The sequence below is a fragment of the Cellulomonas sp. McL0606 genome (assembly GCF_058248365.1).
The window spans coordinates 1,939,281-1,965,853 of the sequence record NZ_CM177779.1; the positions used below are offsets into that span (position 1 = coordinate 1,939,281).

Sequence of the window (26,573 nt, forward strand, 5' to 3'; positions counted from 1 at the left end):
CCCCCGACGACGCGCGCCGAGCCCCCTTTCCTGCGTGTGAAGGAGTGTCAGCGTGCGAGTCGGACTGCTCACGGGCGGCGGCGACGTCCCCGGACTGAACGCCGCGATCCGTGCCGTCGTCAAGCGTGGCGAGGGCGAGTACGGCCACTCGATCATCGGGTTCCGCAACGGCTGGCGTGGTGTCGTCGACGGGTTCAGCGTGCCGCTCAGCCGTCAGCACATCCGCAACCAGCTGGCCGTCGGCGGGACGCTGCTCGGCACGGCGCGCTACCACCCGCACGCCTCCGACGGCGGCCTCGATGCCGTCCTGTCGACGCTCGAGTCGGAACGCATCGAGACGCTCATCTGCATCGGCGGCGACGGCACGCTGCACGCCGCGAGCAAGGTGGCCGAGGCGGGCGTCCGGATCATCGCGATCCCCAAGACGATCGACAACGACGTCTGGGGCACCGACCAGTCGATCGGCTTCGACACCGCGGTGGGCATCGCGACCGAGGCGATCGACCGCATCCACACCACGGCCGAGAGCCACAACCGCGTGATGATCGTCGAGGTGATGGGCCGGCACGCGGGCTGGATCGCCGCCGAGTCCGGGATCGCCGGCGGCGCCGAGCTCGTGCTGACCCCGGAGCAGCCGTTCGACATCGACAAGATCGAGCGGTTCCTCAAGCACCGGCACCGCGCGCACGCGAGCTTCTCGATCATCGTCGTCGCCGAGGGTGCCGTGCCCGCCGAGGGGACGTCGATGGACTACCAGACGCAGCTCGGGAAGTTCGGCGACATCGTTGCGGGGGCCATCGGCGAACGTCTGAAGATCGAGATCGAGAAGCGCACCGGGTTCGACACGCGGACGGTCGTGCTCGGTCACATCCAGCGCGGCGGGATCCCCTCGCACTTCGACCGAGTCCTGGGTTCGCGCTTCGGCGTCGCCGCCATCGACGCCGCGAGCCAGGGGATGTCCAACGTCATGACCGCGCTGCGCGGCGAGACCGTCCAGATGATCTCGCTCGACGAGGTGGCCGGGAAGGTCAAGTACGTGCCGGACGAGCTCCTGGCCGTTGCGCGTGCACTGGGCTGACGAGGGCCGTTCGCGCTTTGACCCACCTCCGCCGCGCGGATAGGGTAGACGGCGGTGCCGCGCGCCTTGTTGCGTCGGCGCATCCCGAACGTGCGTCTCGCACGTGGGCCTGCCTCGCACGTCGTCGCAGGTCCGGGAGCTTCCCCATCTGCGTGGTCACCACTGAGCAGTTCACCGTGCCGCCGGCACAACATTCGTGTCCGAACAACTTCCCTGTCCGCATCGGAGCCCATCCCTACATGAGCATCACCACCCCCGCGAAGCCCGCCACGCCGCAGGTCGCGATCAATGACATCGGCTCGGCCGAGGACTTCCTCGCCGCGATCGACGCCACCATCAAGTACTTCAACGATGGCGACATCGTCGAGGGCACCATCGTCAAGGTCGACCGCGACGAGGTCCTTCTCGACATCGGTTACAAGACCGAGGGCGTCATCCCGTCCCGTGAGCTGTCCATCAAGCACGACGTGGACCCCGGAGACGTTGTCAAGGTCGGCGACGCAGTCGAGGCCCTCGTCCTCCAGAAGGAGGACAAGGAAGGCCGCCTGATCCTGTCCAAGAAGCGCGCACAGTACGAGCGCGCCTGGGGCACGATCGAGAAGATCAAGGAAGAGGACGGCGTCGTCACCGGCACCGTCATCGAGGTCGTCAAGGGCGGCCTCATCCTCGACATCGGTCTGCGCGGCTTCCTGCCCGCGTCGCTGGTGGAGATGCGTCGCGTCCGCGACCTCCAGCCGTACGTCGGCAAGGAGATCGAGGCCAAGATCATCGAGCTCGACAAGAACCGCAACAACGTGGTCCTGTCGCGCCGTGCGTGGCTCGAGCAGACGCAGTCCGAGGTGCGCTCCACCTTCCTGCAGACGCTGCAGAAGGGTCAGGTCCGCCCCGGCGTCGTGTCCTCGATCGTCAACTTCGGCGCGTTCGTCGACCTGGGTGGCGTGGACGGCCTCGTGCACGTCTCCGAGCTGTCCTGGAAGCACATCGACCACCCGTCCGAGGTCGTCGAGGTCGGCCAGGAGGTCACCGTCGAGGTTCTCGACGTCGACTTCGACCGCGAGCGTGTCTCCCTGTCGCTGAAGGCGACGCAGGAGGACCCGTGGCAGGCCTTCGCTCGGACGCACGCCATCGGCCAGGTCGTCCCGGGCAAGGTCACCAAGCTGGTTCCGTTCGGTGCGTTCGTGCGCGTCGAGGACGGCATCGAGGGCCTCGTGCACATCTCGGCTGGCCGTGCGCCACGTCGAGATCCCGGAGCAGGTCGTCCAGGTGGGCGACGACGTCTTCGTCAAGGTCATCGACATCGACCTCGAGCGTCGCCGCATCTCGCTCTCGCTGAAGCAGGCGAACGAGGGCTTCGACCCGACGAGCGACGACTTCGACCCCGCGCTGTACGGCATGGCGGCGGAGTACGACGAGGCCGGCAACTACAAGTACCCCGAGGGCTTCGACCCGGCCACCAACGAGTGGCTCGAGGGCTTCGAGGCGCAGCGCGAGGTGTGGGAGGCGCAGTACGCGCAGGCCCACGAGCGCTGGGAGGCGCACCGCAAGCAGGTCGCCGACGCCGCGAAGGCCGACGCCGAGGCTGCCCTGACCGCTGCCGAGGGTGGGGCGACGGCCACGTCATCCTCGTCCTCCTCGTCTGCCGGTCCGGTTCCCTCCTCGTACTCGTCGAGCACCGAGGAGGCCGCGGGCACGCTCGCGTCCGACGAGGCGCTCGCCGCTCTGCGCGAGAAGCTCACGGGCAACTGATCACAGCACCTCGCTGAACGACGGGCCGGTCACCTTCGGGTGGCCGGCCCGTTCGTCATTCCGCCTGAGCACTTTCGGCTCGGTCCGGCAAGATGGACGGATGCAACGCATCGGACTCACGGGCGGGATCGCGGCCGGCAAGTCCGTCGCGGCGCGGCGGCTGGCGGAGCTCGGGGCGGTGGTGATCGACTCCGACGTCCTGGCGCGAGAAGCGGTCGCACCCGGGTCAGCGGGCCTCGACGCCGTCGCCGAGGAGTTCGGCACCTCCGTGCTGGCCGACGACGGGTCGCTGGACCGCCGCGCCCTCGCCGCGATCGTCTTCAGCGACCCGGCCGCGCGGGCTCGGCTCGACGCGATCGTGCACCCGATCGTGCGGCGGTTGTCGGCCGAGCGCTCCGCAGCCGCGGCCGCCACGGACCACGGTGCGGTCGTCGTGCACGACATCCCGCTGCTCGTCGAGACCGGACAGGCCGACGACTTCCACGTGGTGGTGGTCGTGGACGCTCCTGCGCTGCTGCGGGTCGAGCGGCTCGTGCGACTGCGCGGCATGGACCGCGGAGCGGCCGAGGCGCGCGTGGGGGCGCAGGCGAGCGACGCGGAGCGGCTCGCGGCCGCCGACGTGGTGCTCGACGGGACCGGGAGCGACGACGACCTGCGTGTGCAGGTGGACGCCCTGTGGGACCGGTTGGCGGTCGAGCGCGCCGACGAGCTGTCGGCGGAGACGCCGTGATCCTGCTGACCGGCTTCGAGCCGTTCGAGGGGCTGTCGTCCAACGCGTCGTGGTTCGCGGTGCAGGAGGTCGCGGCGCGCTGGACCGGTGACGACCGGCTCGAGACCCGGGAGCTGCCGGTCTCGTTCCGGGCTGCGCGGCAGGTCCTGCGGTCCGCGGTGGCCGAGCTTGCGCCGTCGCTGGTGATCGGCGCCGGTGAGGCCGGCGGTCGGTCGGCCGTCGGGATCGAGCGCGTGGCAGTCAACCTGATGGACGCACGGATCCCGGACAACGACGGGTGGTCGCCCGTCGACATGCCCGTGATCGCCGGAGCGCCCGCCGCGTTCTTCTCGACGTTGCCGGTCAAGGCGTGCGCCGCGGCCGGGCGGGCCGTCGACGTGCCGGTCGAGGTCTCATACTCCGCGGGCACGTTCGTCTGCAACGCCACCTTCTACGCGCTCCAGCACCTCCTTGCCTCCCGACCCGAGGTACGCAGCGGCTTCGTGCACGTGCCGCGGTCGGGACTCTCCACCGAGGACGTGGCGACCGCCCTTCTCGCGATCGTCCGGGCGGCGGTCTCGACGACCGACGACGACCGCGTCGCGGCAGGCACCCTGTCCTGACGCCCCACGTGTCGGTGGGGGAACGTACGGTTGTCGCATGCGTCCCGTCACCGATCTGCAGCGGACCGTCGCGCCGTTCGAGGTCATCTCGGAGTACACGCCGTCGGGCGACCAGCCCAAGGCGATCAAGGACTCGCCGCGCGCATCAACGCTGGCGAGAAGGACGTGGTCCTGCTGGGCGCCACGGGCACGGGCAAGTCGGCGACGACCGCCTGGCTGATCGAGAAGCTGCAGCGACCCACGCTCGTGATGGCGCCCAACAAGACGCTCGCCGCGCAGCTGGCCACGGAGTTCCGCGAGCTGCTGCCCAACAACGCGGTCGAGTACTTCGTCTCGTACTACGACTACTACCAGCCCGAGGCGTACATCGCGCAGACGGACACCTACATCGAGAAGGACTCGTCGATCAACGACGAGGTGGAGCGTCTGCGGCACTCGGCCACCAAGCTCGCTGCTCACCCGGCGCGACGTCATCGTCGTGGCCTCCGTGAGCTGCATCTACGGCCTCGGCACGCCGCAGGAGTACGTCGACCGGATGGTGGCCCTGTCGGTGGGTGACCGGGTGGACCGCGACCAGCTGCTGCGCCGGTTCGTGACCATGCAGTACACGCGCAACGACATGGCGTTCACGCGCGGCACGTTCCGCGTGCGCGGAGACACGGTCGAGATCATCCCCGTGTACGAGGAGCTCGCCATCCGGATCGAGTTCTTCGGCGACGAGATCGAGGCCATCGCCACGTTGCACCCGCTCACGGGTGACGTGGTGCGCGCCGAGAAGCAGATCCACATCTTCCCCGCTACGCACTACGTCGCCGGACCGGAGCGCATGGAACGCGCGATCGCCGGCATCGAGGTCGAGCTCGAGGACCGGCTGGCGGAGCTGGAACGGCAGAACAAGCTGCTCGAGGCGCAACGACTGCGCATGCGCACCACGTACGACATCGAGATGATGCGCCAGATCGGGTCGTGCTCGGGCATCGAGAACTACTCGCGGCACATCGACGGACGGTCCGCCGGGACGGCGCCCAACACGCTCCTCGACTACTTCCCCGAGGACTTCCTGCTGGTCATCGACGAGTCGCACGTGACCGTGCCGCAGATCGGCGCCATGTTCGAGGGCGACATGTCGCGCAAGCGCGCCCTGGTGGACCACGGGTTCCGGCTGCCGAGCGCCACGGACAACCGGCCGCTGCGCTGGGAAGAGTTCGTCGAGCGGATCGGCCAGACGGTCTACCTGTCGGCGACGCCGGGCAACTACGAGCGGTCCATCTCCGACGGCGTCGTCGAGCAGATCATCCGGCCGACCGGCCTGGTGGACCCGCAGGTCATCGTCAAGCCGACCACCGGCCAGATCGACGACCTGCTGGGCGAGATCCACGACCGGGTGGAGAAGGACGAACGCGTCCTGGTGACCACGCTGACCAAGAAGATGGCCGAGGACCTCACCGACTACTTCCTGGAGAAGGGCGTCCGCGTCCGGTACCTGCACTCCGAGGTGGACACCCTGCGCCGCGTGGAGCTGCTTCGCGAGCTGCGCCTGGGCGAGTACGACGTGCTCGTCGGCATCAACCTGCTGCGTGAGGGTCTGGACCTGCCGGAGGTCTCGCTCGTGGCCATCCTGGACGCCGACAAGGAGGGCTTCCTGCGGTCCGGCCGGTCGCTCATCCAGACGATCGGTCGCGCGGCCAGAAACGTGTCGGGCGAGGTGCACATGTACGCCGACCGGATCACGGACGGCATGGCGCAGGCGATCGAGGAGACGACGCGCCGCCGCGAACGGCAGGTGGCGTACAACCTCGAGCACGGCATCGACCCGACGCCTCTGCGCAAGAAGATCAACGACATCACGGACCTGCTCAACCGCGAGGACGCCGACACGGCCGAGCTGCTGGGCGGCGGCGGTCGGCAGACGAGCCGCGGGAAGGCGCCCGTGCCTGGGTTCGGCTCGCGGGGAAAGCCGCGCGACGAGCGGACGCGGCTGACGGGTGCCGCGGCCGGGGGAGCTCGCGGACCTGATTCAGCAGCTCTCCGACCAGATGCACGCCGCGGCTGCGGAGCTGCAGTTCGAGCTCGCAGCCCGGCTGCGCGACGAGATCTCCGGCATGAAGAAGGAGCTCCGCCAGATGCAGGCGGCGACGGCCTGAGCCCACCGGGTTGCCCCGCTCCGGGTGCCCTATGCTTGCGCACGTTGAAGGGGAGTACCCCAGTCACGATCACGTCGTCATCACGGACCCGCCCGCGCGGGGCCCGGCGCGATCGGTCCGCCACAGACACGGTGTGCGGGCGGGGGAGACCTTCGGTCACGATGTTCTCGTACCGGAGGTATATCCATGGACGTGTCCGGCTGGGTCTGGGCAGGGACGGCGGTCTTCGTCGTCGGGCTGATCGTCTTCGACTTCTACGCCCACGTACGCACACCGCACGAGCCCTCGTTCTCCGAGTCGATCAAGTGGTCGATCTTCTACATCGCGATCGCCCTGGTGTTCGGCGTCGGACTCGGGATCGCCTGGGGATGGGACTTCGGCACGCAGTACTTCGCCGGGTACATCACCGAGAAGAGCCTGTCGGTCGACAACCTCTTCGTCTTCCTCATCATCATGACGAAGTTCGCGGTGCCCCGGATCTACCAGCAGAAGGTGCTGCTGGTCGGTGTGGTCATCGCCCTGGTGCTCCGAACGATCTTCATCCTGGCCGGTGCCGCGGCGATCGAGCAGTTCTCCTGGGTGTTCTACCTCTTCGGTGCCTTCCTCGTGTACACCGCGATCAAGCTGGCCCGAGAGAAGCACGACCAGGAGCACGAGCCGAAGGACGAGCCGGACGGGCTGGCGGTGCGGATGCTGAAGCGCATCGTCCCCACGACCGAGGAGTACCACGGCGACCGGTTGAGCGTCCGCATCGACGGCAAGCGGCTGTTCACGCCGATGCTCGTCGTCATGGTCGCGATCGGCTCCACGGACCTGCTCTTCGCGCTCGACTCGATCCCGGCGATCTACGGCCTGACCGACGAGGCGTTCATCGTGTTCACCGCGAACGCGTTCGCGCTGCTGGGGCTGCGCCAGCTGTACTTCCTGATCGGTGGGCTGCTGCAGCGGCTCGTCTACCTGTCCCTGGGACTGGCGGTCATCCTCGGATTCATCGGGGTCAAGCTGCGTGCTGCACGCGCTGCACGTCAACGAGCTGCCGTTCATCAACGGAGGGGAGCCCGTGAGCTGGGCGCCCGAGATCCCGATCTGGGTGTCCCTGACGTTCATCCTCGGCACGCTCGCGGTCGCGACGATCGCGAGCCTGGTGAAGACCCGCGACGACGTCCACCCCGTCCCGTCGAGCGAGAAGCGAGCGCCCGCACGTGGTCGTCACACCCCTGATCTGGGCGGTCTCGCTCGTGCTCGTCGGCGCGCTGCTGGTCGTCGACGTCGCCGTCGTCGCCCGGCGCCCGCACATCCCGACCACGGCCGAGTGCCTGCGCTACCTGGCGTTCTACATCGGCCTGGCGGTCCTGTTCGGGCTCGGCGTCTGGGCCGCCTGGGGCGCCGACTACGGCGGACAGTTCTACGCGGGCTGGCTCACCGAGTACTCGCTGTCGGTGGACAACCTCTTCGTGTTCCTGCTGATCATGGGCAAGTTCGCGGTGCCCCGGCAGTACCAGCAGACGGCCCTGCTGGTGGGCATCATCCTGGCGCTGATCTTCCGGGGCATCTTCATCTGGGCCGGCGCCGCGGTCATCGACGCGTTCAGCTGGGTGTTCTACGTGTTCGGGGCGTTCCTCGTCTGGACCGCCATCCGGGTGGGGCGCGAGGGCGAGTCCGGCGACGACGAGTTCAGGCCGCCGCTCCTGCTGCGGCTGGTGCAGCGATGGTTCCCGGCGACCGACGAGTACCACGGCGTGAGGCTGACCGTCGTCGAGCACGGCCGCCGGCTGATCACGCCCATGCTCATCGTGCTCGTCGCTCTGGGGGCCACCGACCTGCTGTTCGCGTTCGACTCGATCCCGGCGATCTTCGGGCTGACCAGCGAGCCCTATCTGGTGCTCATGGCCAACCTGTTCGCGCTCATGGGCCTCCGGCAGCTCTACTTCCTGCTCGGCGACCTGCTGAAGCGCCTGGTGTACCTGAACATCGGCCTCGCGGTCCTGCTCGGGTTCATCGGCGTCAAGCTGATCCTGCACGCGTTGGCGGAGAACGAGGTGCCGTTCATCAACGGTGGGGAGCCGGTGCCGTGGGCTCCGGACGTCCCGACGTCCGTGTCGCTCGCCTCGATCGTGCTCATCCTCGGGGTGACGACGGTCGCCAGCCTGGCCAAGACCCGCCGGGACACGAGGACGGGCTAGCCGCTCCAGGCCCCCGAGACGATCTTCCACTCGCGGACGTCGGTCGCCGCGATGACGCCGGCATGTGCGAACGGGTCGGCGGCCAGGATCGCGTCGAGGGCCGCCGCGTCCGTGGTCTCGAAGACCAGCAAGGCTCCGGCGTCGCCTCCGACGAACGGTCCCGACCCGCGCAGCTCGGAAAGGCTCCGCAGGTAGGCGTGGTGGTCCGGCCGGACGCGGTCGCGGGTCTGGTCGCTGTCCTCGGCGTAGGTGTATCGGACGGCATAGGTGGGCATGAGGCCATCCTGCCGGACTCGGATGGCAGAGTGTCGGGCATGGCACGCCTGCTGCGAACCCTGCTCACCGACGACCTCCTGGCTCGCGTCCACGACCGCGCCGCGGGCCACGACCGGGACAACTCCTTCCCGCACGACGATCTGGCGGACCTCGTTGCCGTGGGGTACCTGACGGCGTTCGTGCCGGAGCGCCTCGGCGGTGCTGGCCTGACCCTCGAAGAGGTCGCGCGCGAGCAGGTGCGCCTGGCGGCGGCTGCGCCGGCGACCGCCCTCGCGGTCAACATGCATCTGGTGGTGACCGGCCTGGCGGCGCTGCTGGCGGCGCGCGGCGACGACTCGGTCGAGTTCATCCTCGAGGACGCTGCCGCGGGGGAGATCTTTGCGTTCGGCAACTCCGAGGGCGGCAACGACCTCGTGATGTTCGGCAGCCGAACCCGCGCCGAGCGCCAGGACGGCGGCGGCTACCGGTACTTCGGCACCAAGATCTTCACCTCGCTGTCGCCGGTGTGGACGCGGCTGGCGACGTTCGGGCTCGATGACTCCGACCTGCAGAACCCGCTGCTCGTGCACGGCGTCGTGTCGCGGGACGGCGGCGGGATCGAGACGCGCGACGACTGGGACACGCTCGGCATGCGTGCCACCCAGTCCGCCACCACGGTGCTCGACGGGGCCCTCGCGCCCGCCGACCGGGTGTACCGGCAGAGCCCGCCGGGTCCGAGCGGCGACCCGTTCATCTTCGCCCTCTTCGCCGTCTTCGAGGTGCTGCTCGCGGCGGTCTACACGGGGATCGGTCGCCGCGCGATCGAGCTCGGCGTCGCGGCGGCCCGCCGGCGGACGTCCATGAAGTACGACGGGCGGGCGTACGCGCAGGATCCTGACATCCGGTGGCGGATCGCCGACGCGGTCCTGGCGCAGGACGGCGCCGAGCTCCAGGTGTTCGCGCTGGCGCGCGACGTCGACGAGCAGGCGGACCACGGTGCGCGGTGGTTCGCCCAGCTGGTCGGGCTCAAGGTCCGGGCGACGGAGTCGGCACGGGTGGTCGTCGACGCCGCCCTGCGTGTGTCCGGCGGAGGCTCCTACTTCAGCGGCAACGAGCTCGGCCGGCTCTACCGCGACGTGCTGGCGGGGATCTTCCACCCGTCCGACGACGAGTCGGCGCACGCGACCGTGGCCACCTCCGTGCTCGGGCCGCCCGAGGACTGACATGGAGCTGCCGGACGTCCTCGACCTGCCTGTCGGGCGGCTGCGCTCCGTGGAGCCGGCGGACTGGCGACTCGACCATGCCCTCTCCCGCGTACCCGATGTCCCCCAGTGGACGTACTACCCGGCCGAGGTGAGCGAGGCGGAGGCTCGGGCGCGGATCGCCCGGAGCATCGAGCAGCGTGTGGACGGGCGTGGTGGCCGCTTCGTGGCGAGCTCGAGGGGCGCCCGGTGGGCACCATCGGCGTCTCCGTACGGGTCGACGGCCCACACCTGTACTACGCGTTCCTGCCCGAAGGACGGGGCCGCGGTCTGGCGACCTCCGCCGTCCGCGCGCTCACGTCCTGGGCCGTCGCGCACGGCGCACCCCGTGTCCACGCCCGGACGATGCTCGGCAACGCCGCAAGCGAGCGGGTGCTCGAACGGTCCTCGTTCGTCCCGGTCGGTGTCGAGGTCGAGCCGGGCGGGGTGACCCTCACCCGCTGGGTTACTCGTCCGTAACTTACGCGTCCGTAGGTTAGCGTGGGCGGATGACGACAGGGCAGCCGCCGAGCGAGGTCACCATCCCCGACGAACCGCTCGGCGCGGCGTTGGACCGGGCGGCGGTGCGGTGCCCCGACCGCGTAGCCGTGGACTTCCTGGGTGCCCAGACGACCTACGCCGAGCTGGCCGCCGCCGTCGACCGTGGCGCGAACGCGTTGCTCGATCTCGGTGTCCAGCCCGGTGACCGCGTGGCGCTGGCGATCCCGAACTGCACGGCCCACGTGATCGCCTTCTACGCGGTCCTGCGCATCGGAGCCGTCGTCGTCGAGCACAACCCGACGTACACCGCGTCGGAGCTCGCCCACCAGCTCACGGACTCCGGGGCCGTCGTCGCGCTCGTCTGGGAGAAGACGGTGCCGGCGGTCCTCTCGTCGCTGACCACGACCCGGCTCCGCGCCGTCGTCGCCGTCGACCTGACGGCGGACCTGCCGGCGTCGAGCCGCTGGAAGCTGCGCCTACCGGTGCCTCGTGCGCGCCGGCTGCGGGCGGCGATGCGGGGGCCTCTGCCGCCCGCCTTCCCGCGGTGGCACCACCTGATCACCAGGACCGACCCGATCGACCCGTCGTACCCGCGCCCCGTGTCCGGTGACCTGGCTCTGCTCCAGTACACCGGCGGTACGACGGGGACGCCGAAGGGAGCGATGCTCACGCACCGCAACCTCGTCGCGAACGCCGTGCAGGGTCAGGCGTGGACCGCGGCCGAGCAGGACACCGAGGTGGTCTACGGCGTTCTTCCGTTCTTCCACGCCTTCGGGTTGACCTTGTGCCTGAGCTACGCGACGCGGGTGGGCGCCACCCTCGTCGCCTTCCCGAGCTCGATCCCGCACTCGTCCTGACGGCCCAGCGGCGACTCCCCGGCACATTCCTGCCGGCCGTCCCGCCCATGCTCGACCGGCTCGCGGCCGCCGCCGAGCCTGGTGATCTCGGGTCCTTCCGGTACGCGATCTCCGGCGCCATGGCCCTGCCGATCGAGACCGCGCGTCGGTGGGAGGACGCGACCGGGGGCCTGGTGATCGAGGGGTACGGGATGACCGAGACGTCACCCGTGGCGCTGGGCAACCCGTTGACCGAGGGCCGGCGCCCCGGCACGCTCGGCCTGCCGTTCCCCAGCACGCAGATCCGGGTGGTCGACCCGACGGACGCGTCGCGCGACGTGCCTCAGGGCGAGCGCGGGGAGCTCCTCATCCGCGGGCCCCAGGTGTTCGCCGGCTACTGGCGGCGTCCCGACGAGACCGCCGAGCAGCTGCTGCCCGACGGGTGGCTGCGGACCGGCGACGTGGTGACCGTCGACGAGACGGGCTGGGTTGTCCTGGTCGACCGTCTCAAGGAGCTCATCGTCAGCGGCGGGTTCAAGGTCTACCCGTCGCAGGTCGAGGACGGGCTGCGGCAGATGCCGGGGATCGCCGACGTGGCGGTCGTGGGGGTCCCGGGAGGCGACCTGGGCGAGACCGTCGTGGCTGCGGTCGTGCTCGACGCGGGCGCCACGGGCATCGATCTGGAGTCCGTCCGGTCGTGGTGCGAGCAGCGCCTTGCGCGCTATGCGCTACCGCGTCGGCTCGTGGTGCTCGACGAGCTGCCGCGGTCGCAGGTGGGCAAGGTCCTGCGGCGTCAGGTGCGCGACCTCGTGCTCGCGCAGTAGGTCACCAGCCTCGGGCGCGCCACTCGTCGAGGTGGGGTCGTTCGGCGCCGAGCGTGGTGCCGCGTCCGTGGCCCGGGTGGACGATCGTGTCGTCGTCGAACCGGTCGAAGACCCGTTCGGTCAGGTCGGCCATGAGGGACGCGAACGCCTCGGGCGTCGCCGTGGCGCCGGGTCCACCGGGGAACAGCGAGTCGCCGGTGAACAGGTGCACGCGACCGGCTGGCGTCCGGTAGACCACGGCGATCGAGCCGGCCGTGTGGCCGCGCAGCGCGACCACCTCGAGGCTCGCCGCCCCGAGCAGCAGCGTGTCGCCGTCGTGCAGGCGGCGGGCCACCGGGATGTCCGTCGCCTCGCCGATGGCGTCGGCGTCGTCGGCGCCCGCCCACGACGGAGCGCCCATGACCGCGACGACGGAGGCGAGCGCCCGGTGGTGGTCCGGGTGGCGGTGGGTGGTGACGACGGCGTCCAGCCGGCCGCCGCCCTCGGTGACCAGCGCGAGCAGCCGGTCCGGCTCGTCGGCCGCGTCGATCAGCAGCTGCGCGCCGCCTGCCGGTTCGTGCAGCAGGTAGGCGTTGTTGTCCATCGCTCCCACCGAGACGGATCGGATCTCGAGCTCGTCGTTCATGCCCGTCCCTCCCGACGCGCCACGGCCAGGTCGTGGCTGTGCACCGCGCGGACGAGGGCGAGGTGCGAGAGCGCCTGCGGCGTGTTTCCCGCCATCCGGCGGCCGACCGGGTCGTACTGCTCGGCCAGCAGCCCGACGTCGTTGGCGAGGCCCGTGAGGATGTCCAGCACCTCCGTCGAGGCGTCGACGTCGTCCACGCGGGCCAGGGCGTCGGCGAGCCAGAAGGAGCAGGCCAGGAATGCGTGCTCGTCGCCCGCGACACCGTCGTCCGTCTTCTCGGTCCGGTACCGGCGCAGCAGGCCCGGCGCCACCTCGAGCTCGTCGCGGATGGCGCGGACCGTGCCCGTGATCCGCGGGTCGTCGGACGGCAGGAACCCGACCTGAGCGAGCTGCAGGAGGGCGGCGTCGGTGTGCTCGGCGCCGTAGAACTGCACGAACGTCCCGCGCGCCGCGTCCCATCCGTGCGCCACGACGTCCGCGTGGATCGCGTCGCGCTCGGTGCGCCAGCGTTCCAGCGGCGCGTCGAAGCCGTGCCGTTCGGCGGCGCGGACACCCCGGTCCACGGCCGCCCAGGCCATGACCTTGGAGTGCGTGAAGTGCTGCGGATCGCCCCGGACCTCCCAGATGCCGCGGTCGGGCTCGCGCCAGTGGTCGAGGAGGTGGTCGACGAGGTGCCGCTGCAGCGACCACGAGTCGTCGGTCTCGTCGAGCCCCGCGTCGCGCGCCTGCTCGAGTGCGCACATGACCTCACCGAGCACGTCGTTCTGCATCTGGTCGACCGCGGCGTTTCCCACCCGGACCGGCCTGCTGCCGGCGTATCCGGCGAGGTGGTCCAGCGTGCGTTCCGGCAGCTCTCGGCCGCCGTCCACCCGGTACATGATCTGCAGGTCGTCCGAGCTCCCGGCCACCGCGCGCAGCAGCCAGCCGCGCCAGTCCACGGCCTCCTCGTCGTACCCGTGCTCGAGCAGCGCCTCGAGCGTCAACGCGGCGTCCCTGAGCCACGAGAAGCGGTAGTCCCAGTTGCGCTCCCCGCCGAAGTCCTCCGGCAGCGACGTCGTCGGGGCCGCGACGATGCCGCCGGTCTCCCGGTCGGTGAGCAGACGCAGGACGAGCAGTGACCGGACGACAGCCTCGCGGTAGGAGCCCTGGTAGGCACAGCTGCGCGCCCACAGGCCCCACGCGACGCGCGACTCGTCCAGCCGCTCGAGGATGCCCAGCCGGGGCGGCACCGGGTCCCACGAACGCGTCCACGTGAGCGAGAGCTCGACCGATTCGCCGGCACCGAGCGTGAAGCGGTCGGCGTGCCGCCGGCCGTCGGGGGTGGGCAGGCGGTCGCCGCGCAGCAGCAGCGAGTCCGGACCGGCGATCGCCCGGATGGTGTCGGCGCCGTCGGCGTCCGTGACGTGGTGCACCCACGGTTCGACCGCTCCGTACCCGAACCGCACGATCCACTCGTGCTCTACCTCGACGGTGCCGCGGGTGCACTCGATCCGCCGGACCAGGTCGGAGCGGCCGTCGTTGAGGGGCATCGTCTCGAGCACGACCGCGGCCCCGGCGGGTGACTGGTAGGTCGTCTCCAGGACGAACGAGTCGTCGAGGTAGCGGCGCGTGACCGCTGTGGCGTCGCGGACGGTGAGCAGCCAGCGGCCGTTCTCCGGCGTGCCGAGCAGGCGCGCGAAGCACGCGGCCGAGTCGTACGTCGGCAGGCACATCCAGTCGATCGAGCCACGCCGCGAGACGAGCGCGGCCGTGCTCCCGTCGCCGAGCACCGCGTACTCCTCGATCGGCACCGGATCAGGGTCGTGGTCGGCGTGCATGGGCCCGAGCATGATCCTGTCGGACAGGTCAGGCACGTCGAGCACCTGTGTGTTCACTCACGTCGAACAGATGTGCGATTGTCGGTGGCGGCACGTAGACTCCCGGGCGTGAACGATCGTCTGGTGGTGCAGGGCGCCCGCGAGCACAACCTCCGGAACGTCGACCTCGATCTCCCGCGCGACAAGCTCATCGTCTTCACGGGGCTGTCGGGGTCGGGCAAGTCGTCGTTGGCCTTCGACACCATCTTCGCGGAGGGGCAGCGCCGGTACGTCGAGTCGCTGTCGGCGTACGCGCGCCAGTTCCTCGGGCAGATGGACAAGCCGGACGTCGACTTCATCGAGGGCCTGTCGCCGGCCGTGTCGATCGACCAGAAGTCGACCAACCGGAACCCGCGGTCGACCGTCGGCACGATCACCGAGGTCTACGACTACCTGCGCCTGCTGTTCGCGCGGGCCGGCACGCAGTTCTGCCCGGTCTGCGGCGAGCGCGTCACCGCCCAGACGCCGCAGCAGATCGTGGACCGGTTGCTGGAGCTGCCCGAGGGCACGCGCTACCAGGTGCTGGCACCGGTCGTCCGCGGTCGCAAGGGCGAGTACGCGGACCTCTTCAAGGAGCTGCAGAGCAAGGGCTTCGCGCGCGCCCGGGTGGACGGCGAGGTCGTCCAGCTGACGGAGCCGCCGACGCTGGAGAAGAAGCTCAAGCACGACATCGAGGTGGTCATCGACCGGCTCGTGGCGCGCGACGGCGTGAAGCGACGGCTCACCGACTCGGTGGAGACCGCGCTCGGCCTGGCCGGCGGCCTGCTCGTGGTGGGCGTCGACGCCGACATCGACGACCTCGAGCGCGAGCGCCGGTTCTCCGAGCACCGCGCCTGCCCGAACGACCACGTGCTGGCCCTCGACGAGATCGAGCCTCGGACGTTCTCGTTCAACGCGCCGTACGGCGCCTGCCCGGAGTGCACCGGCCTGGGCTCGAAGCTCGAGGTGGACCCCGACCTGGTGATCCCCGACGAGGACCTGTCGCTCGACGACGGCGCCGTCGCGCCCTGGTCGCAGATCTCGTCGGAGTACTTCAGCCGCGTGCTCAGCGCGCTGGCCTCGGACATGGGGTTCTCGACGTCGGTGCCGTGGCGCGCGCTCCCGCAGCGGGCCAAGGACGCCGTGCTGCACGGGCAGAACCACGAGGTGAAGGTCCGCTACAAGAACCGATGGGGCCGCGAGCGGCAGTACTCCACCGGGTTCGAGGGTGTCATCACATTCCTGGAGCGCCGGCACACCGAGACCGACTCGGACTGGAGCAAGGAGAAGTACGAGGCCTTCATGCGTGAGGTCCCGTGCCCGGTCTGCGGCGGTGCGCGGCTCAAGCCCGAGGTGCTGGCGGTGCGCGTGGGCGGTCGGTCGATCGCCGAGGTGTGCGCCCTGCCCATCCGCGAGGCGCGCGAGTTCCTGGACCACCTGGATCTCGGCGAGCGCGAGCGGGCTATCGCGACGCAGGTGCTCAAGGAGATCCAGGCGCGGCTCGGCTTCCTGCTGGACGTCGGCCTCGACTACCTGTCCCTGATGCGCCCCGCGGGCACGCTCTCCGGCGGCGAGGCGCAGCGCATCCGCTTGGCGACGCAGATCGGGTCCGGCCTGGTCGGCGTGCTCTACGTCCTGGACGAGCCGTCGATCGGCCTGCACCAGCGAGACAACCGTCGTCTGATCGAGACGCTGACCCGCCTGCGCGACCTGGGCAACACCCTCATCGTCGTCGAGCACGACGAGGACACCATCCGGACGGCCGACTGGATCGTCGACATCGGCCCGGGCGCGGGCGAGCACGGTGGTCGCGTCGTGCACTCGGGCGACCTGGACGGTCTGCTCGCGTCGTCCGAGTCGGTCACGGGCGCGTACCTGTCCGGGCGGCGGAGCATCCCGATGCCGCAGGTGCGCCGACCCATCGACAAGGCACGCCAGGTCACCGTGGTGGGTGCGCGGGAGAACAACCTGCAGGGGATCGACGTCTCGTTCCCGCTCGGGACGCTGATCGCCGTCACCGGGGTGTCGGGGTCGGGCAAGTCGACGCTCGTGAACCACATCCTGTACACGGTCATGGCCAACGAGCTGAACGGTGCGCGGCAGGTGGCGGGGCGGCACAAGCGCGTGACCGGCCTGGAGCACCTCGACAAGGTCGTGCATGTCGACCAGGGCCCGATCGGCCGGACGCCGCGGTCCAACCCGGCGACGTACACGGGCGTCTGGGACCACGTCCGCCGGCTGTTCGCCGAGACCACCGAGGCCAAGGTCCGGGGCTACACGCCCGGGCGGTTCTCGTTCAACGTCAAGGGCGGTCGCTGCGAGGCGTGCTCGGGCGACGGCACGCTGAAGATCGAGATGAACTTCCTGCCGGACGTCTACGTGCCGTGCGAGGTCTGCCACGGCGACCGGTACAACCGCGAGACGCTCGAGGTGCACTTCAAGGGCAAGACCGTGGCCGACGTGCTCGCGATGCCGATCGAGGAGGCCGCCGACTTCTTCGCCGCGGTGCCCGCGATCTCCCGTCACCTGCGGACGCTGGTCGACGTCGGGCTCGGCTACGTCCGGCTCGGGCAGCCCGCACCGACGCTGTCGGGCGGTGAGGCGCAGCGCGTGAAGCTGGCGGCGAAGCTGCAGCGCCGTTCCACCGGCCGGACCATCTACGTCCTGGACGAGCCCACCACCGGCCTGCACTTCGAGGACATCCGCAAGCTCCTCGGCGTCCTGCAGTCGCTGGTCGACAAGGGCAACTCCGTGATCGTCATCGAGCACAACCTCGACGTGATCAAGAACGCCGACTGGGTGATCGACATGGGACCCGAGGGGGGCAGCGGCGGCGGTCTCGTGATCGCCGAGGGGACGCCGGAGCAGATCGCGATGTCGCCGGACAGCCACACGGGACGTTTCCTGGCCGAGGTACTCGAGCCGGTCTCCGAGAGGGTCTCGGCCTGACGCGAGACGATCCGCCGGCGCCTTGGCGCGGGACCGCGGCGGGCGACGCCGGGGGCGCAGCCGTGCTCAGTCTGCGACGGCGGTCGTGCTCGCCGTCCGGACAGGCACCGGCTCGTGCCTCACCGGGAAGTTGACCGACCTCGAGATGAAGCAGTGCTCGTGCGCCAGCCGGTGCACGTCGCTCAGCAGGGCATCGGTGACCGGCGACCCGTCGGGAAGCCGACCGGCCTGGCCAACCACGACGCGGGGCCGCAGGACGACCTCCCGGAACTGGCCCTGCCCGGCGGCCTCGATGCGCATCGTCCCGACGGCCTGGTCCTCGTACCCGACCACCACGACCCCCGCGGAGGAGGCCAGGTGCAGGAACCACAGCATGTGGCACTGCGCGAGCGAGCTGACCAGCAGCGCCTCCGGGTTGAACCGCGACGGGTCGCCGCGGAACGCGGGGTCGGACGAGCCGAGAAGGGCGGGCTTGGTCCCGATGCGCACCTCGTGGTCGCGGCTGTACGACGTGTAGCTCGCGGTGCCGCTCGCGCCGGCGCCCGTCCAGGTCAGGTCGACGGAGTACGTGTGCAGGGGGCCCATCGCCCCACGGTAGCCGCGGCCGGGGTGCCGCGTCCGGTCCGCGACGTCAGTCGTCCGAACTAGGCTCGAACGCATGGCCGATCCCGCCACCTACCGACCCGCACCGGGGGAGATCCCGGACGAGCCGGGGGTCTACCGCTTCCGCGACGAGCACGGCCGCGTCATCTACGTCGGCAAGGCCAAGAGCCTGCGGCAGCGGCTGTCCAGCTACTTCCAGGACCTGTCGAACCTGCACACGCGCACGCAGCAGATGGTCACCACGGCGGCCTCCGTGCAGTGGACGGTCGTCGGCACCGAGGTCGAGGCCCTGGCGCTCGAGTACTCGTGGATCAAGGAGTTCGACCCGCGGTTCAACGTCAAGTACCGCGACGACAAGTCGTACCCGTACCTCGCAGTCACCATGGCGGACGAGTTCCCACGGGTGCAGGTGATGCGTGGCGCGAAGCGCAAGGGCACGCGGTACTTCGGGCCGTACGCGCATGCCTGGGCGATCCGCGAGACGGTCGACCTGCTGCTGCGCGTGTTCCCGGTCCGCACGTGCTCCGCCGGGGTGTTCCGACGCGCCAAGCAGCAGGGCCGGCCGTGCCTGCTGGGCTACATCGACAAGTGCTCGGCACCGTGCGTCGGGCGCATCTCGCCGGACGACCACCATGCTCTCGCGCAGGACTTCTGCGACTTCATGGCGGGGGACACCGCCAAGTTCACCCGCCGCCTGACCGCCCGGATGAAGGAGGCGGCCAGCGTCCTGGACTACGAGCAGGCGGCCCGGCTGCGCGACGACATCCAGACGCTCGAGAAGGCCACCGAGAAGAACGCGGTGGTGCTGGCGGACGGTACCGACGCGGACATCTTCGCGCTGTCCGGCGACGAGCTCGAGGCCGCCGTGCAGGTGTTCCACGTGCGCGACGGACGCATCCGAGGTCAGCGCGGCTGGGTGGTGGAGAAGGTCGAGGACGTCACGGACGGCGAGCTGGTGGAGCACCTGCTGCAGCAGATCTACGGCAGCGAGGCGTCGGGCGACGGTGGGGCGGGCTCGTCGGCCGTCCCGCGCGAGGTCCTCGTGCCGGTGCTCCCTCCCGACGTCGAGCAGGTGCAGGCGTGGCTGACCGGGCTGCGGGGGAGCAGGGTCTCCGTCCGCATCCCGCAGCGCGGTGACAAGCGCGAGCTGGCGGCCACGGTCCTGCGCAACGCCGAGCACGCGCTGGTCCTGCACCGCACCCGGCGCGCGGGCGACCTGACCACACGCAGCCAGGCGCTGCAGGAGATCCAGGAGGCGCTGGACCTGGCGTCCGCGCCGTTGCGCATCGAGTGCTACGACGTCTCGCACAACCAGGGCACCTACCAGTCGGCGTCGATGGTCGTGTTCGAGGACGGCCTGGCGCGCAAGAGCGAGTACCGCATGTTCAACATCCGGGGCCCGGAGGGCCAGGGTGCGCGCGACGACACGGCGGCGATGCACGAGGTCATCACCCGCCGGTTCCGGCGTTACCTCGCCGACCGCGCCGACTCCCGGGATCTCGAGCTGGACACGGGTGGCGACGACGACGACCACCTCGTCCGGTCGGGACCGATCGACGAGGTCACCGGGCGACCGGTGCGGTTCGCCTACCCGCCCAACCTGGTCGTCGTCGACGGTGGGCCGCCCCAGGTCGCCGCCGCAGCGGCCGCGATGGCCGAGCGGGATCGACGACGTCGCTCTCTGCGGGCTGGCCAAGCGGCTCGAGGAGGTCTGGCTGCCCGGCGAGGAGTACCCGGTCATCCTGCAGCGGTCCTCCGAGGGCCTCTACCTGCTGCAGAGGCTCCGTGACGAGGCGCACCGGTTCGCCATCACGGCCCACCGCAAGCGGCGCAGCAAGGGCATGACCACGTCAGTGCTCGACGACGTGCCCGGCCTGGGCCCCGCTCGTCAGGCGGCACTCCTGCGGCACTTCGGGTCGGTCAAGCGGCTGCGCGCGGCATCGGCGGAGGAGATCGCCTCGGTGCAGGGGATGGGGGACCGGACGGCAGCCGCGGTGGTCGCGGCCCTCAGTCCGGCTGCGGAACCAGCCGCCGAACCAGCCGCTGAACCAACCACAGCCCCGGGCGCGTCGGACCAGGTGAGCGCGGCGGCTGGCATGCTGGACGCATGAGCGACGAGCCTTCGCCGATCACTGTCCCTGCCGGCATCCCGGCGCTCGAGGCCGCGACCGGCGCCCCGCACCTCGTGCAGCCCCAGGTCCTGATCATCACGGGCATGTCGGGGGCCGGTCGGTCGCGGGCCGCCGCCGTGCTCGAGGACCTCGACTGGTACGTGATCGACAACCTCCCGGCGCAGATGCTCACGCACCTCGTCGGAATGCTGACGAGCGGAGCGGCCGGTGCACGCGCCCAGCGGCTCGCCGCCGTGATCGACGTCCGCGGACGTGAGTTCTTCCGAGACCTCGCCCCCGTGCTCGAGGGCCTGCGTGAGTCGGGCGTCGACTACCGGATCCTGTTCCTCGACGCGTCCGACGAGGTCCTGGTCCGCCGGTTCGAGCAGGTGCGCCGCCCTCACCCGTTGCAGGGTTCGGGTCGCATCCTGGACGGCATCGCTGCCGAGCGTGCCGCACTCGTCGACCTGCGCGAGCGTGCCGACACGCTCATCGACACGTCCGAGCTCAACGTGCACGACCTGGCCCGCGAGGTGCGCGCCGTGGTGACGAACGGCGGCGACGAAGCCCTGCAGGTCTCCGTGCTGTCGTTCGGGTTCAAGTACGGCCTGCCGCTGGACGCCGACCACGTGGTCGACGTGCGCTTCCTGGCCAACCCGTACTGGATCACCGAGCTGCGGCACCTGACGGGTCGGGACGCACCCGTCCGGGACTACGTGCTGGGTCTGCCGGGTGCCGTGACGTTCATCGACCGCTACGTCGCGGCGCTCGAGCCCGTGCTCGCCGGGTACCTCAACGAGGAGAAGCGGTACGTGACCATCGCGGTCGGCTGCACCGGCGGCAAGCACCGGTCGGTCGCCATCAGCGAGGCGATCGCCGCCCGACTGCGCGACCAGGGGCACCACGTCGCTGTGTCGGCGCGCGACCTCGGCAAGGAATGAGGGGCGTCCGAGCCAGCACGTCGCCCGCGGTCGTCGCACTCGGCGGGGGCCACGGGCTGTCCGCGTCGCTCTCGGCGTTGCGGCTGATGACCGACCGGATCACCGCGGTGGTCACGGTGGCCGACGACGGGGGCTCCTCCGGCCGCCTGCGCGAGGAGCTCGGCGTGCTTCCGCCGGGCGACCTGCGGATGGCGCTCGCCGCGCTGTGCGACGACTCCGAGTGGGGCCGCACGTGGCGTGACCTGCTCCAGCACCGGTTCCACTCGGCGGGCGACCTCGACCAGCACGCCGTCGGCAACCTGCTGATCGTCGCGCTGTGGGAGCAGCTGGGCGACACCGTCGAGGGTCTCGACTGGGTGGGGCGGCTGCTCGGCGCGCGTGGCCGGGTGCTGCCGATGGCGTCGGTCCCGTTGCGGATCGAGGCTGAGGTCGTGGACGAGGTCGGCATGCGTTCCCTCGTCGTCGGGCAGAGCGCGGTCGCCGTCACGAACGGCACGATCGAGCAGCTGCGGCTCGACCCCGCCGACCCGCCGGCCTGCCCGCAGGCCGTCGAGGCGATCGAGGCGGCGGACTGGATCGTGCTCGGTCCGGGCTCCTGGTACACGTCCGTGCTGCCGCACCTGCTGGTGCCCGGCCTGCGCGAGGCGCTGGGCAGGACGCACGCCCGCACGATCCTGACGCTCAACCTCGCGTCGGGTGAATCCGGGGAGACGGCGGGCATGCGCGCCGAGGACTACCTGGAGGTGCTGCGCGCGCACGCGCCCGAGCTGTCGATCGACGCCGTGGTCGCCGATCCGAGCGCGGTCGAGGACGTCTCCGCACTAGCGGCACGCACGGCCGACCTGGGGGCACGCCTGCTGCTGCGTCAGGTGAGCAGGGGCGACGGCACCCCGCGCCACGACCCGCTGCGACTGGCGAGCGCGTACTCCGACGTGGTCGACGGGTTCCTCGGCGACGTCGGAACCCGGTCGGACTAGCGAGCGGAGCGGTCCCGGACAGCTGCCCTGGATGGCAGGATGCAGCCATGGCGTTGACGGCACAGGTGAAGGACGAGCTCGCCCGTCTGAAGGTGGACAAGACGTCCTCACGGAAGGCCGAGGTCTCGGCCACCCTGAGGTTCGCGGGCGGCTTGCACATCATCTCGGGTCGGATCGTGATCGAGGCGGAGCTCGACACGGGCATCGCTGCCCGTCGGCTGCGACAGGCGATCTCCGAGGTCTACGGGCACGAGAGCGAGATCATCGTCGTCTCCGGCGGTGGCCTGCGCCGCGGCAGCCGCTACGTCGTGCGCGTGGTGAAGGACGGGGAGTCGTTGGCCCGTCAGACCGGGCTGCTCGACAACCGTGGCCGGCCCGTTCGCGGCCTGCCGCCCCAGGTCGTGTCCGCGGGCGTCGCCGAGGCCGAGTCCGCATGGCGCGGCGCGTTCCTGGCGCACGGCTCGCTCACCGAGCCCGGGCGTTCGTCGGCGATGGAGGTCACGTGCCCCGGCCCGGAGGCCGCGCTGGCGCTCGTCGGCGCCGCCCGCCGGCTCGGCATCGCGGCCAAGGCCCGCGAGGTGCGCGGCGTGGACCGCGTGGTCATCCGCGACGGCGACGCGATCAGCGCGATGCTCGCGCGGCTCGGCGCGCACGAGACCATGCTGCTCTGGGAGGAGCGCCGGGTCCGGCGTGAGGTGCGAGGGACCGCCAACAGGCTGGCCAACTTCGACGACGCCAACCTGCGCCGCTCGGCCCGCGCGGCGGTCGCCGCGGGCGCTCGCGTCGAGCGGGCGTTCGAGATCCTCGGTGACGAGCTGCCTGAGCACCTGCGCGAGGCCGGCGAGCTGCGGCTCGCGCACAAGGAGGCGTCGCTCGAGGAGCTGGGCAAGCTGGCGGCCCCGCCGCTCACCAAGGACGCCGTGGCGGGCCGGATCCGACGTCTCCTGGCGACCGCGGACAAGCGGGCCGCTGACCTGGGCATCCCCGACACCGAGGCCGGACTGAGCCCGGACCTGCTCGACCTGTAGGCCCTCCCGCGGGGCCCGGACCGTGTCCGCGTGACCCGTGTCACGGGTATAGGCTTGGGTTATCCGATCGCCACGCGTTCTACTGAGTTGTGCCAAGGCATCGCGCCCGGGTATGGCCCGGCGGGGCGGGTTGACGGTCGGAACGCACAGCGGCGTGCGTAACCCATCATCAACATGTGTGCGCCGATCTCCTGTCGGCGCTGCCGAGGAGGGCAAGTGACCATCAAGGTCGGCATCAACGGCTTCGGCCGTATCGGTCGCAACTTCTACCGGGCCATCGTCGCGTCCGGTGCGGACATCGAGATCGTCGGCGTCAACGACCTGACGGACAACAAGACGCTCGCGCACCTGCTGAAGTACGACACGGTGCTCGGTCGTTTCCCGTTGAGCGTCGCGTTCGACGACGAGAACATCATCGTCGGCGGCAAGAAGATCCGTGCCCTCGAGGAGCGCGACCCCGCGAACCTGCCGTGGGCCGAGCTGGGTGCCGACATCGTCATCGAGTCCACCGGCTTCTTCACCAACGCCGAGAAGGCCAAGGCGCACCTCGCCGCGGGCGCCAAGAAGGTCATCATCTCCGCGCCGGCGTCCAACGAGGACGCGACGTTCGTCATGGGCGTCAACCACACGCTCTACGACCCCGCCGCGCACAACATCATCTCGAACGCGTCGTGCACCACGAACTGCCTGGCCCCGATTGCCAAGGCGCTCAACGACGCCATCGGCATCGAGCGTGGTCTCATGACCACGATCCACGCCTACACGGGTGACCAGAACCTCCAGGACGGTCCGCACAAGGACCTGCGCCGCGCCCGTGCGGCCGCGCAGAACATCGTCCCGACGTCGACCGGTGCGGCCAAGGCCGTGGCGCTCGTCCTCCCGGAAGCTCAAGGGCAAGCTCGACGGCTTCGCCCTGCGCGTCCCCGTCATCACCGGCTCGGCCACCGACCTGACCTTCACCGCCTCGCGCGAGGTCACGGTCGACGAGGTCAACGCCGCGGTCAAGGCCGCCGCCGAGGGCCCGCTCAAGGGCATCCTGGAGTACGTCGAGGACGAGATCGTCTCGAGCGACATCGTCACCAACCCGCACCAGAGCATCTTCGACTCCAAGCTCACCAAGGTGAGCGGCGACCTGGTCAAGATCATCGCCTGGTACGACAACGAGTGGGGCTACTCCAACAGCCTCGTGGCCCTCACCACGTACGTCGGCGAGCGTCTCTGACCTCGTCGATGCTTCACGACGGGCATCACGACTGATCGTCCAGCGTCCGCGTGCGCCCCACCCGGGTGCACGCGGACGCTGTCGTGTCTGAGCCACCCCCTTGCTCATAGAGGAGACCCCATGAAGACCATCGAGGACCTCGGAGACCTGCGCGGCAAGCGCGTCCTGGTCCGTTCCGACTTCAACGTGCCGCTGGACGGCACGACGATCACCGACGACGGCCGCGTCCGCGCGGCGCTCCCGACGCTGACGGCCCTGCTGTCCGCCGGCGCGCGCGTCGTCGTGACGGCCCACCTCGGCCGCCCCAAGGGCGCACCCGAGGACAAGTACTCGCTCAAGCCCGTCGCCGAACGGCTGTCCGAGCTGCTGGGTCAGCCGGTCGCGCTGGCCGACGACGTCGTCGGCGAGTCGGCCAAGGCCACGGTCGCGGCGCTGCACGACGGCGAGATCGCCCTGCTGGAGAACATCCGCTTCGACCCGCGCGAGACGTCCAAGGTCGACGAGGAGCGCGCGTCCCTCGCTGCCGACCTGGCCGAGCTGGCCGACGTCTACGTCTCTGACGGGTTCGGTGTGGTCCACCGCAAGCAGGCCTCGGTGTACGACGTCGCGCTCGTGCTCCCGCACGCCGTCGGCACGCTCGTGCTGAAGGAGGTCGCGTCCCTGCGCAGGGCGACGGACGACCCGGCCCGGCCCTACGTCGTCGTCCTGGGCGGCTCGAAGGTCTCCGACAAGCTCGGCGTCATCGCGAACCTGCTGACCAAGGCGGACCGCCTGCTCATCGGCGGCGGGATGCTCTTCACGTTCCTCGCGGCGAAGGGCTACTCGGTGGGCAACTCGCTCCTCGAGCAGGACCAGATCGAGACCGTCAAGGGCTACCTGGCGCAGGCCGAGGCGGCCGGCGTCGAGATCGTCCTGCCGACGGACATCGTCGTCGCGGACGAGTTCAAGGCGGACTCCCCGGCCCTCGTCGTCGCCGCGGACGCGATCCCCGACGGCAAGATCGGCCTGGACATCGGCCCCGACTCCGCCGCTCTCTTCGCGTCCAAGATCGTCGACGCCAAGACCGTGGTCTGGAACGGCCCGGCCGGCGTCTTCGAGTTCGAGGCGTTCTCGGGCGGCACGCGTGCGGTAGCACAGGCCCTCGTCGACGCCGGCACCAACGGCGGCTTCACCATCGTCGGCGGTGGCGACTCCGCCGCGGCCGTGCGCACGCTCGGCTTCGACGAGGCCGGGTTCGGACACATCTCGACCGGTGGTGGCGCGAGCCTCGAGTTCCTCGAGGGCAAGACGCTCCCCGGCATCGCGGTTCTGGAGGACTGATCGTGGCGACTCGTACCCCGCTGATGGCGGGCAACTGGAAGATGAACCTGGACCACCACCAGGCCACCCACACCGTGCAGAAGCTGGCGTGGGCGCTGCGCGACGGCAAGCACGACTTCTCCAAGGTCGAGGTCGCCGTCCTCCCGCCGTTCACCGACCTGCGCAGCGTGCAGACCCTGGTCGACGCGGACAAGCTCGGTCGTCTACGGCGCGCAGGACTGCTCGGCGTACCAGTCCGGCGCGTACACCGGCGAGATCTCGCCGGCGTTCCTGGCCAAGCTCGGCGTCACCTACGTGGCGGTCGGGCACTCGGAGCGCCGCCAGTACCACGACGAGTCCGACGAGCTCATCAACAAGAAGGTCCTCAACGCGCTGAGCTCGGGCGTCATCCCGATCCTGTGCGTGGGGGAGCCGCTCGAGGTCCGCAAGGCCGGCGAGCACGTGCCGCACACCCTCGCGCAGCTGGACGGCGCCCTCGCCGGTCTGACCGCCGCGCAGGTCAAGACGATCGTCGTCGCCTACGAGCCCGTCTGGGCCATCGGCACGGGCGAGACCGCCACCCCCGAGGACGCGCAGGAGCTGTGCGGGGCCATCCGCGTCCGCATCGGCGAGCTGTACGACACCGAGACGGCCGACGCGGTCCGCGTGCTCTACGGCGGCTCGGTGAAGTCGTCGAACGTGGCGTCGATCATGGCCAAGCCCGACGTGGACGGTGCCCTGGTCGGCGGCGCGAGCCTGGACCCGGACGAGTTCGCGGCGATCGCCCGCTACCAGTCCCACGCGGTCGGTCTCTGACCCCTGCCGGTCCGGGGTCCCGCCGTC

The 26,573-nt window shown here is 70.6% G+C and carries 16 protein-coding genes and 7 pseudogenes; 19 read left to right on the forward strand and 4 right to left on the reverse strand.

Annotation, left to right across the window (positions count from 1 at the left end; translation table 11 throughout):
- The first annotated feature begins 52 nt into the window (after window positions 1-52).
- The 7 genes and pseudogenes from AC38ZX_RS09765 (at window position 53) to AC38ZX_RS09795 (ending at window position 8,483) form a co-directional block, all read left to right on the forward strand.
- Complete coding sequence (locus tag AC38ZX_RS09765) at window positions 53-1,078, forward strand: 6-phosphofructokinase (RefSeq protein WP_426595632.1); 1,026 nt, start codon at window positions 53-55, stop codon at window positions 1,076-1,078.
- Between the two features lie 239 nt (window positions 1,079-1,317).
- Window positions 1,318-2,824: pseudogene (gene rpsA / locus AC38ZX_RS09770) on the forward strand (30S ribosomal protein S1).
- Between the two features lie 100 nt (window positions 2,825-2,924).
- On the forward strand, window positions 2,925-3,554 hold the full coding sequence (gene coaE / locus AC38ZX_RS09775) for a dephospho-CoA kinase (RefSeq protein WP_426595634.1): 630 nt from the start codon (window positions 2,925-2,927) through the stop codon (window positions 3,552-3,554).
- The gene (locus AC38ZX_RS09780) at window positions 3,551-4,156 is read left to right on the forward strand and encodes a pyroglutamyl-peptidase I (RefSeq protein ID WP_491297125.1); all 606 of its coding nucleotides are present in this window, start codon (window positions 3,551-3,553) and stop codon (window positions 4,154-4,156) included. The genes coaE and AC38ZX_RS09780 overlap by 4 nt, the downstream gene beginning before the upstream one ends.
- A 37-nt stretch (window positions 4,157-4,193) precedes the next feature.
- Window positions 4,194-6,300: pseudogene (gene uvrB, locus AC38ZX_RS09785) on the forward strand (excinuclease ABC subunit UvrB).
- A 186-nt stretch (window positions 6,301-6,486) separates the two neighbouring features.
- A pseudogene (locus AC38ZX_RS09790) lies at window positions 6,487-7,462 on the forward strand (TerC family protein); the annotation flags it as partial.
- Between the two features lie 40 nt (window positions 7,463-7,502).
- Window positions 7,503-8,483 (forward strand): TerC/Alx family metal homeostasis membrane protein, encoded by a 981-nt coding sequence (locus AC38ZX_RS09795; protein WP_491297127.1) that lies wholly within the window; start codon window positions 7,503-7,505, stop codon window positions 8,481-8,483.
- Here the strand turns inward: AC38ZX_RS09795 and AC38ZX_RS09800 are convergent.
- Window positions 8,480-8,758 carry a YciI family protein gene (locus AC38ZX_RS09800; RefSeq protein WP_426595641.1) on the reverse strand — a complete coding sequence of 93 codons (279 nt, stop codon included), beginning with the start codon at window positions 8,756-8,758 and terminating at the stop codon, window positions 8,480-8,482. The two genes, AC38ZX_RS09795 and AC38ZX_RS09800, sit on opposite strands and share 4 nt — an antisense overlap.
- Window positions 8,759-8,797: 39 nt before the next feature.
- On the opposite strand from AC38ZX_RS09800, the gene AC38ZX_RS09805 reads away from it, so the two are divergent.
- The 4 genes and pseudogenes from AC38ZX_RS09805 to AC38ZX_RS09820 all read left to right on the forward strand — a co-directional run bounded on the left by AC38ZX_RS09805 (window position 8,798) and on the right by AC38ZX_RS09820 (window position 12,140).
- Window positions 8,798-9,961 carry an acyl-CoA dehydrogenase family protein gene (locus AC38ZX_RS09805; RefSeq protein WP_491297354.1) on the forward strand — a complete coding sequence of 388 codons (1,164 nt, stop codon included), beginning with the start codon at window positions 8,798-8,800 and terminating at the stop codon, window positions 9,959-9,961.
- 108 nt (window positions 9,962-10,069) lie between these two features.
- Window positions 10,070-10,459, forward strand: a complete 390-nt coding sequence (locus tag AC38ZX_RS09810; RefSeq protein WP_491297128.1) for a GNAT family N-acetyltransferase — start codon at window positions 10,070-10,072, stop codon at window positions 10,457-10,459.
- 29 nt (window positions 10,460-10,488) lie between these two features.
- Window positions 10,489-11,657 (forward strand): annotated as a pseudogene (locus AC38ZX_RS09815) (AMP-binding protein); the annotation flags it as partial.
- Window positions 11,658-11,891: 234 nt separating this feature from the next.
- Window positions 11,892-12,140: an AMP-binding enzyme gene (locus AC38ZX_RS09820; RefSeq protein ID WP_491297356.1), complete on the forward strand. Its 249-nt coding sequence runs from the start codon at window positions 11,892-11,894 to the stop codon at window positions 12,138-12,140.
- 1 nt (window position 12,141) lies between these two features.
- On the opposite strand, the gene AC38ZX_RS09825 is transcribed toward AC38ZX_RS09820, so the two are convergent.
- A complete protein-coding gene (locus AC38ZX_RS09825) occupies window positions 12,142-12,765 on the reverse strand; it encodes an MBL fold metallo-hydrolase (RefSeq protein WP_491297129.1) in 624 nt (207 codons plus the stop codon).
- Window positions 12,762-14,594 (reverse strand): glycoside hydrolase family 15 protein, encoded by a 1,833-nt coding sequence (locus AC38ZX_RS09830; RefSeq protein ID WP_491297357.1) that lies wholly within the window; start codon window positions 14,592-14,594, stop codon window positions 12,762-12,764. The genes AC38ZX_RS09825 and AC38ZX_RS09830 overlap by 4 nt, the downstream gene beginning before the upstream one ends.
- A 96-nt stretch (window positions 14,595-14,690) precedes the next feature.
- Between AC38ZX_RS09830 and uvrA the strand changes: the two genes are divergently transcribed.
- Window positions 14,691-17,549, forward strand: coding sequence for an excinuclease ABC subunit UvrA (gene uvrA / locus AC38ZX_RS09835; RefSeq protein ID WP_491297358.1), 2,859 nt, complete (start codon window positions 14,691-14,693; stop codon window positions 17,547-17,549).
- 66 nt (window positions 17,550-17,615) lie between these two features.
- Here the strand turns inward: uvrA and AC38ZX_RS09840 are convergent, their stop codons facing one another.
- Entirely contained in the window at window positions 17,616-18,134 is a 519-nt protein-coding gene (locus AC38ZX_RS09840; RefSeq protein WP_491297130.1) for an OsmC family protein, read from the reverse strand.
- Between the two features lie 73 nt (window positions 18,135-18,207).
- Between AC38ZX_RS09840 and uvrC the strand changes: the two are divergent.
- The 7 genes and pseudogenes from uvrC to tpiA all read left to right on the forward strand — a co-directional run bounded on the left by uvrC (window position 18,208) and on the right by tpiA (window position 26,546).
- Window positions 18,208-20,263 (forward strand): annotated as a pseudogene (uvrC, locus tag AC38ZX_RS09845) (excinuclease ABC subunit UvrC).
- Window positions 20,260-21,204: an RNase adapter RapZ gene (gene rapZ / locus AC38ZX_RS09850; RefSeq protein WP_426595650.1), complete on the forward strand. Its 945-nt coding sequence runs from the start codon at window positions 20,260-20,262 to the stop codon at window positions 21,202-21,204. The pseudogene uvrC and the gene rapZ overlap by 4 nt, the downstream one beginning before the upstream one ends.
- The gene (locus tag AC38ZX_RS09855; protein ID WP_491297131.1) at window positions 21,201-22,181 is read left to right on the forward strand and encodes a gluconeogenesis factor YvcK family protein; all 981 of its coding nucleotides are present in this window, start codon (window positions 21,201-21,203) and stop codon (window positions 22,179-22,181) included. Before rapZ ends, AC38ZX_RS09855 begins: the two co-directional genes overlap by 4 nt.
- 47 nt (window positions 22,182-22,228) lie before the next feature.
- On the forward strand, window positions 22,229-23,209 hold the full coding sequence (whiA, locus tag AC38ZX_RS09860; protein ID WP_491297133.1) for a DNA-binding protein WhiA: 981 nt from the start codon (window positions 22,229-22,231) through the stop codon (window positions 23,207-23,209).
- 216 nt (window positions 23,210-23,425) lie between these two features.
- A pseudogene (gap, locus tag AC38ZX_RS09865) lies at window positions 23,426-24,431 on the forward strand (type I glyceraldehyde-3-phosphate dehydrogenase).
- Window positions 24,432-24,551: 120 nt separating this feature from the next.
- On the forward strand, window positions 24,552-25,751 hold the full coding sequence (locus AC38ZX_RS09870) for a phosphoglycerate kinase (protein WP_491297134.1): 1,200 nt from the start codon (window positions 24,552-24,554) through the stop codon (window positions 25,749-25,751).
- Window positions 25,752-25,753: 2 nt separating this feature from the next.
- A pseudogene (gene tpiA, locus AC38ZX_RS09875) lies at window positions 25,754-26,546 on the forward strand (triose-phosphate isomerase).
- Window positions 26,547-26,573 lie beyond the last annotated feature (27 nt).